Here is a 13,663-nt window from a genome sequence, read left to right as displayed (position 1 = left end):
TTTTAATCAGTTTCGGAAATGTTTTATAAGTACGAATGGTAAAATAAAAACGGCGAGCGTTTTTTTCTGTAATTTTGCAGCAATGAAAAAAGTATACCTTGATAATGCCTCTACTACTGCTTTACGTTATGAAGTAATACAGGAAGTAACGCATATACTTACAGAAAATTATGGAAACCCTTCTTCTACACATGCTATTGGCCGTAGTGCTAAAGTAATTGTAGAAACTTCCCGTAAAACAATTGCCGGATTGATTAATGCTGAAGCAAGGGAAATTATATTCACTTCGTGCGGTACAGAAGCCAATAACTGGATTGTTTTTAGCGCTGTAAAAGACTTAGGTGTTAAGCGTATCATCAGTAGTAAAATTGAGCATCATTCCGTTTTAAATGCTGTTGAGGAAGCCGGAAAGCAATATGAAATAAAGGTTGATTACGTTAATCTGTTGCAGGATGGAAGTGTAGACCTAACACATCTGGTTCAGTTGCTTTCTGAGGATTTACCTACTTTGGTTAGCCTAATTCATGTAAATAACGAAACCGGTACTGTTCTGGATCTTGAAAGAACAGGACGTATTTGTAAGCAGTACGGAGCTTACTTCCATAGCGATACAGTTCAGTCAATGGGTAAAACAGCACTTAACTTGAGGGAGCTTCCTGTTGATTTTATGGTTGCCAGTGCCCACAAATTTCATGGGCCTAAAGGCGTTGGATTTGCCTTTGTGAGAAAGAATACTATTTTAAAACCCATGATTTATGGAGGAGAACAGGAAAAAGGTTTCCGTGCCGGAACCGAAGCTGTTCACCAAATAGGAGGGATGGCGAAGGCATTAGAATTATCTTATGCTAATCTTGAAAATGACAAGACTCACATAAGTGATTTAAAATCCTATTTTATCACTCAACTCGATAAATGTTTTCCGGGATACAAAATCAATGGACAAAATGAAAATCTTTTTTACAATATTATTAATGTGATGCTTCCTTTATCAAATGATAAGACATCTATGATATTATTTCATTTAGATATGCAGGGTATTGCCGTATCTCGCGGTAGTGCCTGCCAGTCGGGGAGCGTTAAGCCATCGCATGTACTTAAAGAAATATTATCTGACGAAGATGTAAAGAAACCATCACTCCGAATTTCTTTTAGCCATTTTAATACCAAAGAAGATATTGATTTACTGATTGCAGCATTAAAGACACTATAACAAAAGCCACCTCAAGGTGGCTTTTTCTACAAATAAACTGACTGGATTAGAACTTCATACCAAAACCAAAACCAAGTAACCACGGGTCGATGTCCACGTCGGCCGGAATACTCAGTCCTGCTGCAAGATTTGAAGCATCTACTTTTACATCCGTATTAAGGAATAGTTTTTTAGCGTCCATATTAAAAAAGAACTTGTCATTTATCATATAATCAAAACCTAACTGAAAAGCATAGCCTAATGCGTTGTCATATTCCACTCCTTTTACGGTGTTCCCAGGTTTTACATCATAAAATATGGTATAATTGATACCGGCGCCAACATAAGGTTTAAAATCCTTATCGGCTAATGGATAAAAGTGGTATTGGAAGGTTAGGGTAGGTGGCAGTAAGCGCACGCTGCCAAGGTCTACATTCGCTTTTGTCGGACCCCCAACGGCAGAGATATCCGAACCTGTTGTGCTAACATCATGTTTTGAAGTACCAAGAATAAGTTCGGCAGCGAAATTTTTAGTAAAGAAATAGGTAAAGTCAAGTTCAGGGATAAAGGTAGACGATATAGAAGAGTTTCCTCCTATAGTGCCTATAGAAGCATTTTCATCAGGTACTACAGCCAACCCACGAAGGCGTATTTGCCATTTGCTGTAGTCGTTTGAAAGGTCTTCTTTTTCGGTTTGTGCTGATGCAGTTGTGATGCTTAATAATGATAATGCAATTGCAGATAATATCAACTTTTTCATTTGTGTGTGTTTTGAATTACACTTCAAATGTATGTTAGATAAACCCCGTGAATCCTGATATAAGTCATGGTTTGAGAACTACTTTTTGCTTTAAATATAGTTTTAAGATTTTTATTTAAAAACTGCTTTATACTGTAAATAAAAAATCCGTGAGGATTATTCACGGATCTTTATTTCTAAGTATTTTATTTTATTGCTCCTGAAACGCAGCCATGTTAACGGCAGGTAATACATCATTTTTAGGAGTCATTGATAGTGAAATGAAATCAAATTTCCATAAACCATCTTTTTTTATCAGATGTGATGTCATTCGCCACGGGATGTATTGTGTAAAAGCGATTGGAGTAAACTGATCTACCAAAACAGCAGATTGTCCGTTTTCAGCAATGTTAACTTCACGTCTGTCAATTTTGTAATCAATAGTTCCAATAGCAGGGTTGGTAAGTTTTTCTAAAAGGTATTTTTCAAAAGCCGTAGGGTTGAAAACTTCTTCCGGATCAGTACCCATATAAAAGCCGTTTTCAACGATAAGTGCTTTTATATCCTGGGACTTTTTAGTTTTAAAAGCTGTATGGAATTTATCAGCGACAGCAAATATTGCATTTTTTTCTGTTTCCGGATATGAAGATTCGGTTTGCACAGAAGCTTTATCGTTTTTACAACCGATAGCAGCCGACAGAGAAAATGCAAGTAGGATTAGTGTAATAATTTTTTTCATGGGTTTAGCTAAGTTTAGAAGGCTAAAATATGGAATTGTTTTTTAAATAAAAATCCGCCCTGAAAACTCAAAGCGGATTTTTATTATTTAGACAGTCGCATTACTGCTAACTGTGACTGTAAACTGAACACTATAAATGGATCACTTCATCGTAAGCAGCCGCAGCAGCTTCCATGATAGCCTCACTCATAGTAGGGTGAGGGTGAACCGATTTAATGATTTCATGACCTGTAGTTTCTAGTTTTCTTGCAACAACAGCTTCAGCGATCATATCAGTAACTCCGGCACCAATCATGTGGCAACCTAACCATTCGCCGTATTTAGCATCAAAGATTACTTTTACGAAACCGTCAGGAGTACCCGCAGCTTTTGCTTTACCTGAAGCTGAGAATGGGAATTTACCAACTTTTATCTCGTAACCTTTTTCTTTAGCTGCTTTTTCAGTAAGACCTACAGAAGCGATCTCAGGAGTAGCATAAGTGCATCCAGGGATATTTCCGTAATCAAGAGGTTCTACGTGAAGACCTGCGATTTTCTCAACACAAAGAATACCTTCAGCAGAAGCAACGTGTGCCAATGCCTGACCCGGTACGATATCACCAATAGCGTAGTAACCCGGTATGTTTGTTTGGTAGTAAGCGTTAACCAATACTTTATCTCTGTCAGTAGCAATACCTACTTCTTCAAGACCTATGTTTTCGATGTTAGATTTGATGCCTACAGCAGAAAGAAGGATATCTGCTTCAAGGATCTCTTCGCCTTTAGCTGTTTTTACAGTAGCTTTAACTCCTGAACCTGAAGTATCAACTTTCTCAACAGAAGAGTTAGTCATGATATCGATACCCGATTTTTTAAGCGAACGCTCAAATTGTTTTGATACCTCTTCATCCTCTACAGGAACGATGTTTGGCATAAACTCAACGATAGTTACTTTAGTGCCCATTGAGTTGTAGAAGTGAGCAAACTCAACTCCGATAGCACCTGAACCTACAACGATCATAGATTTAGGCTGCTCAGGAAGCGTCATTGCCTGACGGTACCCGATAACTTTTTTACCATCCTGAGGAAGGTTTGGAAGTTCACGTGAACGTGCACCTGTAGCGATGATGATATGGTCTGCGCTGTATTCGGTAGTAGCACCGTCTTTTGCTATTACATCAAGTTTTTTACCAGGCTTAAGTTTACCAGCACCTTCAATAACATCAATTTTATTTTTTTTCATAAGGAACTGAATACCTTTGCTCATACCGTCGGCTACGCCACGGCTGCGTTGTACTACAGCACCAAAGTCTTTGTCAAATTCGTTTACGGTAAGACCGTAGTCTGAAGCGTGTTTCAGGTAATCAAAAACCTGTGCACTTTTTAAAAGTGCTTTAGTTGGGATACAGCCCCAGTTAAGGCAGATACCGCCAAGGTTTTCTTTTTCCACAATTGCAGTTTTGAATCCTAATTGTGCTGCCCTGATTGCGGCTACATATCCGCCAGGACCACTTCCTAAAACAATAACATCGTATTTCATCAGTGTATAATTTCTGTATTAATTTGTGCCTACGAAAGTAAGTATTTATTTGGTTATTCTAAAATGTTTCAATATTTGATTGCTCATACTCCCGAGTGTTTGACACCCGGCTATTATATTTGACCCTTTCAGGGTCGAACTTGTATAACATTATTCAGGTGCGACTGAACACTGAACACTGAACACTACTGGCTAAGCCTCCTCTTCAGCTACAAACTGCGAATAATAAAGATTTTTGTAATAACCTTCTGCGCGGTTTATCAGTTCGTAATGTGATCCTGCTTCCACGATAAGGCCTTTATCCATCAAGATAATTTTATCAGCATTTACTACAGTAGCGAGCCGGTGGGCAATGATAATTGAGGTTCTGCCTTCGGTAATTTTGTCTGTAGCGTTTTGTATCAGCTCTTCTGAATAGGTGTCGATAGAAGATGTTGCTTCGTCTAATATCAATATACTCGGGTTACTTACCAATACACGAAGAAAAGCAATAAGCTGTCGCTGTCCTGATGAAAGCATTACTCCACGCTCTTTTACGTTATAATCATACCCTTCCGGCAAACTCATAATGAAATCATGTACGCCAATCTCTTTCGCGGCATTGATAACAGTTTCTCGGCTTATAGATGGATCATTCAGCGTAATATTGTTCAGGATAGTATCAGCAAAAAGGAAAACATCCTGTAATACAATACCAATCTGTTTTCTAAGGCTTTCAAGGGTAAATTCATTGATGTCAGTGCCATCAATCGTAATCTTACCACTACTTATTTCATAGAAACGGTTGAGCAGGTTAATAATAGTTGATTTACCCGCTCCGGTAGATCCTACGATTGCAATGGTGCTGCCGGCGTCAATCTTAAGGCTGATACCTTTTATCACTTCTTCGTTCTCAATATAGCTGAAGTGTACTTTTCTAAATTCAATTTCACCTTTAAAGTGGCTTGCTACCTGAGTTCCCGTTGTCTGTACAAGTTCTTCCATTTCAAGTAATTCAAACACCCTGTCCGAAGCAATTATACCCATCTGCATCTCGTTGAATTTATCAGCGATCTGTCTAAGCGGGTTGAAGAGCATGCCTATATACATAATGTAGGCAAACATATCTCCCGGTTGTGTTATGGTATCTCCGTTTAGGATATTGAAACCTGCATACCATATTACCATCCCCAGTGTTAAAGAAGAAATGGTATCGGCAACAGGGAAGAAGATGGAGTTGTAAAGGATGTTTTTTTGCCAGGCATCATTATGCTTTTTGTTTATCTCCTTGAATTTCTCGTATTCGATATCCTCACGGTTAAACAGCTGAACGATACGCATACCTGTAACACGTTCCTGTATGAAAGTATTTAGGTTGGCTACCTGTGTACGTACTTCTTCAAATGCGCCTTTCATCTTTTTCTGGAAAATACGGGTTGCATATACAAGTAACGGCATTGCAAGTAACACGACAATGCTCAGTTTCCAGTTCATATAGAACATAAATCCAAGGATAACAATCATTTTAAGAAGGTCACTCACGATCATGAATAATCCCTGACTGAAAATCTTTGAAATGGATTCGATATCAAAAACGGTACGTGTAACCAGTCGGCCTACAGCTTCGTTGTCAAAGAATTTCATCCTGAAGCTGTTGATGTGTGCGAAAAGTTTTTCACGGATATCTTTTACGATATCTTGCCCAAGCCAGTTTGCCAGATATACGAAGTAAAATTGTGATATTACCTCAAGCATAAGCACTATTGCCATCAGCACCACATAAAATAGTAGTCCTGAAGCATCCTTAGGTATAAGGTAAGCATCTACGGTCTGCTTTAGCAGGTAGGGTCTGGCTGCAGCAAATATTGAAAGGAATATTGAGAATAATATAACCCATATAAAACGGGACTTGTAAGGTTTTGCATATTGCATAACCTTTTTGAATGATGACGATTTTTTGGTTTTCATAATAATGGCCTAAAGATAGGGATAAATTACCTTAGTAAGATATAATCCATGTGCTGGAACTGAAAATCCCGCCCGATTTCTGTCACGGCTTTCTATAATGGTAGCTACGTCATTAAGGCTTATTTTACCAAGACCAACATTTACGAGTGTCCCCACAATGGCACGTACCATATTTCGCAAAAAACGATCGGCACTAACCGTAAACACAAGCTTATTGCTGTGTTGCTCCCAGCGGGCTTCCATAATATCGCAATTGAATGTCTTTACATCGGTATGCGTTTTCGAGAAGCATTTAAAGTCTGTATAATTGAAAAGAAGCTGCGCCGCTTCATTCATCTTTTCAACATCGAGTTTATGAAAATTATACCAGCTGCCTTCATGATCAAAAGCATCTTTAAAAGTATGTATATGGTATTCATATGTGCGTCGGGTAGCATCAAAACGGGCATGGGCGTCGTTATGCAGTGGAATAAACCTGTATACCACGATATCAGCGGGAAGAAATGAATTTAATCGTTTGACTAACTGTGCCGTGTCAACGATTTCTTCATGATCAAAATGGGCAAACATTTGTTTTGCATGAACCCCGGTATCGGTACGTCCGGCACCTACTACATCTATCTCTGTTTTAAGTAATGTTGATAGTGCTCTATTGAGTGTTTCCTGTACAGAGGGACTGTGTGGCTGAAACTGCCATCCGCAGTAGTTTTTACCGTTATATGCAAATTCTATAAAGTATCTCATGAGGATGCAAAGATAATTATTAAGTTATAAAGTTAGAAAGTCGAAAGTTGTAAAGTTTTAGTAGCAAAGTCACAAAGTAGCAGTGTTTCCGTAAAGGTGTTTTGCAGCCTGAATAAAACTTTGCAACTTTGTAATTCTGAAACTTTGTAACTCAAAAATGAAAAAGATCCTCCTTCTTAGCGATACCCACAGTCATATAGACGAAACAATACTTAAATATGTACGCCAGGCCGATGAAGTTTGGCATGCAGGGGATATAGGAGATCTGTCTGTTACCGATGCCCTGAAAAAAGAGAAGCCCTTAAGAGCAGTGTATGGTAACATTGATAGTAATGAAGCTCGTTTGGAATTCCCATTGAACAATCGTTTTATGTGCGAAGGTGTCGATGTCTGGATTACACATATTGGTGGTTATCACGGAAAATACAATCAGGCAGTGAGGGATGAAATCAATGCTAATCCACCGAAGCTCTTTATTTGCGGACATTCACATATATTAAAAGTACAGTTTGATCAAAAACTGGGATTATTGCACATGAATCCCGGAGCGGCAGGAGTGAGCGGATTCCACCAGGTACGGACTATGCTGCGCTTTGAAATTGATGGGGATAAAATTCAGAATCTTGAAGTGATAGAGATTGGGAAAAGGTAGTATTTATGATTTCAGATTTCAGATTTCAGATTTTCAGATTGAGCTTCACTCCAATTTTTAAGCGCTTGTATTACATCGTCTTTTCTAAGCACTAATGAAGAAATGGATAAAGCATAAAAACAAAAAATCCGGATACTATCCGGATTTTTTTACGCACTAATAAACTAAGTTAAAAGGTTTATCTCAGTCGGTCTACTGATTTTACGAGGTCTTCATCCTTCTTGATAGCTTTATTGGCTAAGCTTAGAAAAACGATAGAAACAATCGGGAGGATTACCCCAATACCCTTCTCTGAAACTACCCTGTCAGGGTCTGTCTCTCCGGATAAATTAAATAGCCTGAAAATAAATAATCCTAATAAAATTACATTTAATATTATGTTCAGCCTGCCCATTACAAACTGATTTTTTCTCTTTTTATAGGTCATGATGCTAACAATGCTAAGGGTAGTACTGAAAGCAAACAGCAAAACAAAAGCAAGATCACGGATAAAATAGTAATTTTCACCGTTTTTGGTTACCCAAAGAGGAAATGCAAACGGCAATACTCCCGTCGCGATTACCGCTATAATAAGATAAACTGTCTGTATTCTTTGTAACATTCTGCCTTTATTTGCACGACAAAAATATAGTTTCTTTTTGTAAAATACTATTGCTTACTAAAAATAAATTTGTATTATTGCAATACCAAATCATAACTGCTTCATTCTGAAGTAAAGGCTATTCCTAAAAATTGCTTTCCACCAAAAAAACATTGCGAGTTACACTATTTAATTTAACCAAAAGTTATTCATGTTTGATATTTCCGAGTTAAAAGAAATGAAGCTTCCTGAGCTTCAGGAAATTGCAAAAAAGGCAAAAATAAACAAATACAGAGGGCTTAAAAAAGATGAGCTGGTTTACCAGATTTTAGACCATCAGGCTGCAAATCCGGCAACTATAAAACCTCTATTTGACGACACTGCCGCTGCTCCCATAAAAGATGCTGCTGAAAAGCCTGCAGAAAAAACGAAAAGAGCAAGAATAGTTCCTGATGGGACTAAAAAAGATGTTCCTCAAAAGAAATCTACTCCGGTTAAAGAAACACCGGCACAATTACCTTTTACTGAGCCTGTATCTGAAGAACCTAAAGCCAAAGCAGAATTAAAAAAACCTGCGATAGCCAAAAAAACTTCAGAAGTGGAAGAAACTGTTACTGAGCCTGTTCAGGAAGATCTAGCTAAGACAGTACAGCAGCCTAAAAATGTTTCTCCTAAAGAAAAAGAAGATAACAAGAAAAATATACCTGTAAAAGACAATACACAGGCTAAACCTCAGAATGCTGAAATAAAGCCCAAACGACCACCTTTGACAGAGGAGGAAAGACTGGCGCAGATTGAAAGGGCTAATGCCAACAATCCTAATCACCCAAGTTATAAGGGTAACAAAAACAAAGAAAACACGCAAAACACCACAAACAATGCGCCGGCTGCCGAACAGGTTGTTTCGCAGCAGAACAAAAAACAAAACTTCCGCGAACCCGATTATGAGTTTGACGGAATTATAGAAAGCGAAGGTGTTCTTGAGATGATGCCGGACGGATATGGTTTCCTTCGCTCTTCAGACTACAACTACCTTGCATCTCCGGATGATATTTACCTTTCCAATTCACAAATACGCCTTTTCGGTCTTAAAACAGGAGATACAGTAAAAGGTGTGGTTCGGCCTCCAAAAGAAGGCGAAAAATACTTCCCATTAGTAAAAGTACTTAAAATTAACGGTCACGATCCTCAGGTTGTGCGCGACAGGGTGTCGTTTGAACACCTTACACCGCTTTTCCCTGAAGAGAAATTCAACCTTGCTGATAAGCAAAGCACTATTTCTACACGCATCATCGATTTGTTCTCGCCAATAGGTAAAGGACAAAGGGGTATGATCGTTGCACAGCCTAAAACAGGTAAAACAATGCTTCTTAAGGATATTGCTAATTCAATTGCTGCTAATCACCCTGAGGTTTACCTTTTGGTATTACTAATTGATGAGCGTCCGGAAGAGGTTACCGATATGCAGCGTAGCGTTAGGGGAGAGGTTATTGCTTCTACCTTTGATGAGCCTGCTGAGCGTCACGTAAAAGTGGCTAATATTGTTCTTGAAAAAGCAAAACGCCTTGTTGAGTGTGGGCACGATGTGGTTATCCTTCTGGATTCAATTACACGTCTTGCAAGAGCTTACAACACAGTACAACCTGCATCGGGTAAAGTATTGAGTGGTGGTGTTGATGCCAATGCATTACAGAAACCGAAACGTTTCTTTGGTGCGGCACGTAATATTGAAGGTGGAGGTTCGCTTAGTATCATTGCTACTGCACTTACGGATACTGGTTCTAAAATGGACGAGGTTATCTTTGAAGAGTTTAAAGGTACAGGTAACATGGAACTTCAACTTGACAGGAAAATCGCCAACAAACGCATTTTCCCTGCTATCGACCTTACGTCGTCAAGTACAAGAAGGGATGACCTTCTTCTTGATCCTAAGACGATACAGCGTATGTGGATTATGAGGAAATATCTTGCCGATATGAACCCGGTTGAAGCCATGGACTTCATTAACGACCGCTTCAAGAAAACAAGAAACAATGAAGAGTTCCTGATTTCAATGAATGACGATTAATAATTGAAATATATTAGTAATACAAAAGCCCGTTTAAAACGGGCTTTTGTATTTGATTTTTTTGAGTAATTTGCTGATTTTATCCATTAAACCAATTCAATGAAAAGGAACTATACTATTATTCTAGCTTGTTTCCTAACCGCTTTACTTTTTTCTTCCTGCAAAATGGGCCGTTTTGTGTATTACAATTTTGCCAATATTACCGATCATAAAATTTTCCCTTCAAGGGAATTACATAATGATTCTGTAAAATTTCATTTTGAAACCGCGGCTATACCCAAAGCACCTAAAAAGGCTACGATAGGAGAAAAGGAAATTACTTTTGAAGAATACCTGGCGCAAAACAAAACAGTCGCTTTCCTGATCATAAAAAATGATACTATTCAGTACGAAAACTACTTTAATGATTACAGCAGGGAGTCGATAGTGGCTTCGTTTTCAATGGCGAAGTCGGTTACCTCTATTTTAATTGGCTGTGCGATTGATGATGGTTTTATACAATCGGTAGATGAGCCTGTTGTAAAGTATGTCCCTGAGCTAAAAAAGAATGGTTTTACCGAAACACTTACCATAAAGCATTTGCTTCAGATGATGAGCGGAATTAAATTTAATGAGAGTTATTCTAATCCGTTTGGTGATGCGGCTACATATTATTATGGTACCAATCTTAGAAAAGCAATAAGTAAAATGAAACCCTTAGATGAGCCAGGAAAAGTATTTTCGTATAGTAGTGGTGATACACAGTTGCTAGGACTGGTGTTGGAACGTTCGTTGAAAGGCAAAACGATTACGTCTTATCTTGATGAAAAAATATGGCAACCATTAGGTATGGAATATGAAGCATCCTGGAGCCTTGACCGAAAGAAAAACGGATTGGAAAAAACGTATTGTTGTATTAACGCCCGGGCTTTGGATTTCGCTAAAATAGGAAGGCTTTACCTTAATAAGGGTAACTGGAATGGTAAACAGATACTTTCAAAAAAGTGGGTTGAAGAATCTACCGTAGCGGATAAAGGACCGAATGATGTTAATTACTATAAATATCAATGGTGGTTGTCGGGAGATGGTGCATTTTCGGCTGAAGGTATACTGGGGCAATATATTTATGTGAATCCTGCTAAAAAACTTATCATTGTGCGTTTAGGAGAAAAACGAGGTAATGACCAATGGGAAAGTTTGTTTAATAGTATTGCCAATCAGTTTTAGTGCTTAAAAATAAAAGCTCCCATTGGGAGCTTTTATTTTATATGAAGTCCTTGTTAGGAATTTTCAGTTTTCAATAAACTACTTATCTGTTCTGCGAGTTCTGTACCTATACGGTCCTGAGCCTCTAATGTAGCCGCTCCGATATGTGGCGTAAGCGATACTTTAGGGTTCATCAGTACCTGGATAGCAGGTGTAGGCTCTTCTTCAAATACGTCAAGGCCGGCAAAAGCAACTTTTCCTGAGTCAAGAGCATCAACAAGGGCAACTTCATCTACAATACCCCCACGTGAAGCATTAACAATACCAACACCATCTTTCATAGCATCAAGTTCTGCTTTACCAATTACGTAACCGGCATCCTGAGCAGGAACGTGAAGCGTAATAAAATCAGCATGTTTAAATATATCTTCCATTGGCTCGGTAACGATATCAACGTTGATGAACTGTCCGTTGTAGAAATCAACACGAATTTCTGCCTGACCCACAAATTTATCTGAAGCAATAACGCGCATTCCTAACCCAAGTGCTATTCTGGCTACAGAACGCCCTATACGGCCAAAACCAATAATTCCAAGGGTTTTTCCACGAAGTTCGATACCGTTAGCGTATGCTTTTTTCAGGCCTTCAAAATTGGTTTCGCCTTCAAGAGGCATATTGCGGTTTGAATCGTATAGAAAACGCACTCCGCTAAAAAGGTGTGCAAAAACAAGCTCTGCAACTGAGTCAGAAGACGAAGCAGGTGTGTTTATAACATGGATGCCCTTTTCACGTGCATAATCTACATCAATGTTATCCATGCCTACACCGCCACGGCCTATGATCTTAAGTCCCGGGCAGGCATCAATAATATCTTTGCGAACCTTTGTAGCACTACGTACCAACAGAACACTAATATTATTCGCGTTTATATAATTAGCAACCTGTTCCTGTGCTACTTTTGTTGTTATAACTTCAAATCCGCCATCTTCAAGGGCTATGATACCGCTTTTAGATATACCGTCATTTGCTAATACTTTCATAATGAGATTTTAGATGTTAGATTTCAGATTTAGACTGAGCTTAACTCATATTCTGTTATCCAAAACGTAAACGTATTATTTATTTGTTGCTATTAGCAACCTTAAACTTTAAACAAAATTAAACGCTTTTCTCAAGCTCCTGCATTGCCTCAACAAGTACCTGAACGCTTTCAATTGGCATAGCATTGTATATAGAAGCTCGGTAACCACCTACAGAACGGTGTCCGGGAAGTCCGCTAATACCTTTAGCTTTCCATATTTTGTCGAATTGCTCTGTATTGGCTTCCTCTTTAAGCAGGAAAGTAACATTCATTTTAGAACGATCCTCTGTATTTGCAGTTCCCTGAAATAAAGGATTACGATCTATCTCTGCATAAAGTAATGCGGCTTTTGCATCGTTTTTCTTTTCCATAGCTGTAATACCGCCATTTTCTTTAAGCCACTGTAATGTTAGGTAAGAAGTATAGATAGCAAATACTGACGGAGTGTTGTACATACTCTCTTTGTCAATGTGCTGTTTGTAATCAAGAATGTTTGGTATCTGTCTTCCTGTTTTACCCAGTATTTCTTCTTTTACGATGATAAGTGTAGTTCCTGCAGGCCCCATATTTTTCTGTGCACCGGCATAGATAAGGTCAAATTTAGAGAAGTCAAGCTGACGTGAAAATATATCAGAACTCATGTCGCAAACGACTGGTACTTTAGTTTCGGGGAAACTAAACATTTGTGTGCCAAAAATGGTATTGTTGCTTGTACAGTGGAAGTAATCAGCATCTTCCGGAATTGTATAATTCTTAGGGATGTAGGTATAATTATCAGCTTTAGAAGATGCTACCACAACTGTATCGCCAAATTGCTTTGCTTCTTTAATGGCTCCTGCTGCCCATGTTCCTGTATCAAGGTAAGCTGCTTTGCCGTGAAGCGTCATCAGGTTATAAGGGACTCTTAAGAATTCTAAGCTTGCACCTCCCGAAAGGAACAATGCCTGATAACCTTTGCCGGTAAGGCCTAAAAGCTCAAGTGCAAGTGCACGGGCTTCTTCCATTACGGCAACGAAATCTTTACTGCGGTGTGAAATTTCCAGCAGCGACAAGCCTGAACCATTAAAATCCAGTACTGCCTGTGCGGCTTTTTCGAATACTTCTTGTGGCAGGATAGAAGGGCCTGCGCTGAAATTATGTTTTTTCATTGAATGAGATGAATTTTGGTAGCACAAATTTCCAAATTAAAGCCCGAATAACAGCAAGAAAAATTATAAATA

At 38.6% G+C, this 13,663-nt stretch carries 12 protein-coding genes; 4 read left to right on the top strand and 8 right to left on the bottom strand.

Annotation, left to right across the window (positions count from 1 at the left end; translation table 11 throughout):
- The first annotated feature begins 82 nt into the window (after positions 1 to 82).
- A complete protein-coding gene (locus tag DEU42_RS03140) occupies positions 83 to 1,210 on the top strand; it encodes a cysteine desulfurase family protein (RefSeq protein ID WP_114756817.1) in 1,128 nt (375 codons plus the stop codon).
- 46 nt (positions 1,211 to 1,256) lie between these two features.
- Here DEU42_RS03140 and DEU42_RS03135 read toward each other — a convergent pair whose 3' ends face one another.
- The 5 genes from DEU42_RS03135 to truA form a co-directional block, all read right to left on the bottom strand.
- The gene (locus DEU42_RS03135) at positions 1,257 to 1,949 is read right to left on the bottom strand and encodes an OmpW/AlkL family protein (RefSeq protein WP_114756816.1); all 693 of its coding nucleotides are present in this window, start codon (positions 1,947 to 1,949) and stop codon (positions 1,257 to 1,259) included.
- Between the two features lie 190 nt (positions 1,950 to 2,139).
- Entirely contained in the window at positions 2,140 to 2,667 is a 528-nt protein-coding gene (locus tag DEU42_RS03130) for a nuclear transport factor 2 family protein (RefSeq protein ID WP_114756815.1), read from the bottom strand.
- Between the two features lie 130 nt (positions 2,668 to 2,797).
- Complete coding sequence (gene lpdA / locus DEU42_RS03125) at positions 2,798 to 4,186, bottom strand: dihydrolipoyl dehydrogenase (RefSeq protein ID WP_114756814.1); 1,389 nt, start codon at positions 4,184 to 4,186, stop codon at positions 2,798 to 2,800.
- Between the two features lie 192 nt (positions 4,187 to 4,378).
- Positions 4,379 to 6,133: an ABC transporter ATP-binding protein gene (locus DEU42_RS03120; protein WP_114756813.1), complete on the bottom strand. Its 1,755-nt coding sequence runs from the start codon at positions 6,131 to 6,133 to the stop codon at positions 4,379 to 4,381.
- A gap of 9 nt (positions 6,134 to 6,142) precedes the next feature.
- Positions 6,143 to 6,877, bottom strand: a complete 735-nt coding sequence (truA, locus tag DEU42_RS03115) for a tRNA pseudouridine(38-40) synthase TruA (protein WP_114756812.1) — start codon at positions 6,875 to 6,877, stop codon at positions 6,143 to 6,145.
- A 157-nt stretch (positions 6,878 to 7,034) separates the two neighbouring features.
- Here truA and DEU42_RS03110 point away from each other — a divergent pair, with 157 nt between their 5' ends.
- Positions 7,035 to 7,529 (top strand): metallophosphoesterase family protein, encoded by a 495-nt coding sequence (locus DEU42_RS03110; protein WP_114756811.1) that lies wholly within the window; start codon positions 7,035 to 7,037, stop codon positions 7,527 to 7,529.
- 178 nt (positions 7,530 to 7,707) lie between these two features.
- Here DEU42_RS03110 and DEU42_RS03105 read toward each other — a convergent pair whose 3' ends face one another.
- Positions 7,708 to 8,130, bottom strand: a complete 423-nt coding sequence (locus DEU42_RS03105; RefSeq protein WP_114756810.1) for a DUF4293 domain-containing protein — start codon at positions 8,128 to 8,130, stop codon at positions 7,708 to 7,710.
- 190 nt (positions 8,131 to 8,320) lie between these two features.
- Between DEU42_RS03105 and rho the strand changes: the two genes are divergently transcribed.
- Both rho and DEU42_RS03095 read left to right on the top strand, forming a co-directional pair.
- Positions 8,321 to 10,177: a transcription termination factor Rho gene (gene rho / locus DEU42_RS03100; protein ID WP_114756809.1), complete on the top strand. Its 1,857-nt coding sequence runs from the start codon at positions 8,321 to 8,323 to the stop codon at positions 10,175 to 10,177.
- A 99-nt stretch (positions 10,178 to 10,276) separates the two neighbouring features.
- Positions 10,277 to 11,383, top strand: coding sequence for a serine hydrolase domain-containing protein (locus DEU42_RS03095; RefSeq protein WP_114756808.1), 1,107 nt, complete (start codon positions 10,277 to 10,279; stop codon positions 11,381 to 11,383).
- A 53-nt stretch (positions 11,384 to 11,436) separates the two neighbouring features.
- Here the strand turns inward: DEU42_RS03095 and DEU42_RS03090 are convergent, their stop codons facing one another.
- Together DEU42_RS03090 and serC are read right to left on the bottom strand one after the other, a co-directional pair.
- The gene (locus tag DEU42_RS03090) at positions 11,437 to 12,402 is read right to left on the bottom strand and encodes a D-2-hydroxyacid dehydrogenase (protein ID WP_114756807.1); all 966 of its coding nucleotides are present in this window, start codon (positions 12,400 to 12,402) and stop codon (positions 11,437 to 11,439) included.
- A gap of 118 nt (positions 12,403 to 12,520) precedes the next feature.
- Entirely contained in the window at positions 12,521 to 13,591 is a 1,071-nt protein-coding gene (gene serC, locus DEU42_RS03085; RefSeq protein ID WP_114756806.1) for a 3-phosphoserine/phosphohydroxythreonine transaminase, read from the bottom strand.
- Positions 13,592 to 13,663 lie beyond the last annotated feature (72 nt).

This window comes from Flavobacterium sp. AG291 (assembly GCF_003350375.1).
GTDB classification, from domain to species: domain Bacteria; phylum Bacteroidota; class Bacteroidia; order Flavobacteriales; family Flavobacteriaceae; genus Flavobacterium; species Flavobacterium suzhouense.
Note: the sequence above shows the minus strand (reverse complement) of the source record. Positions and strands in the feature narration are given on the sequence as shown.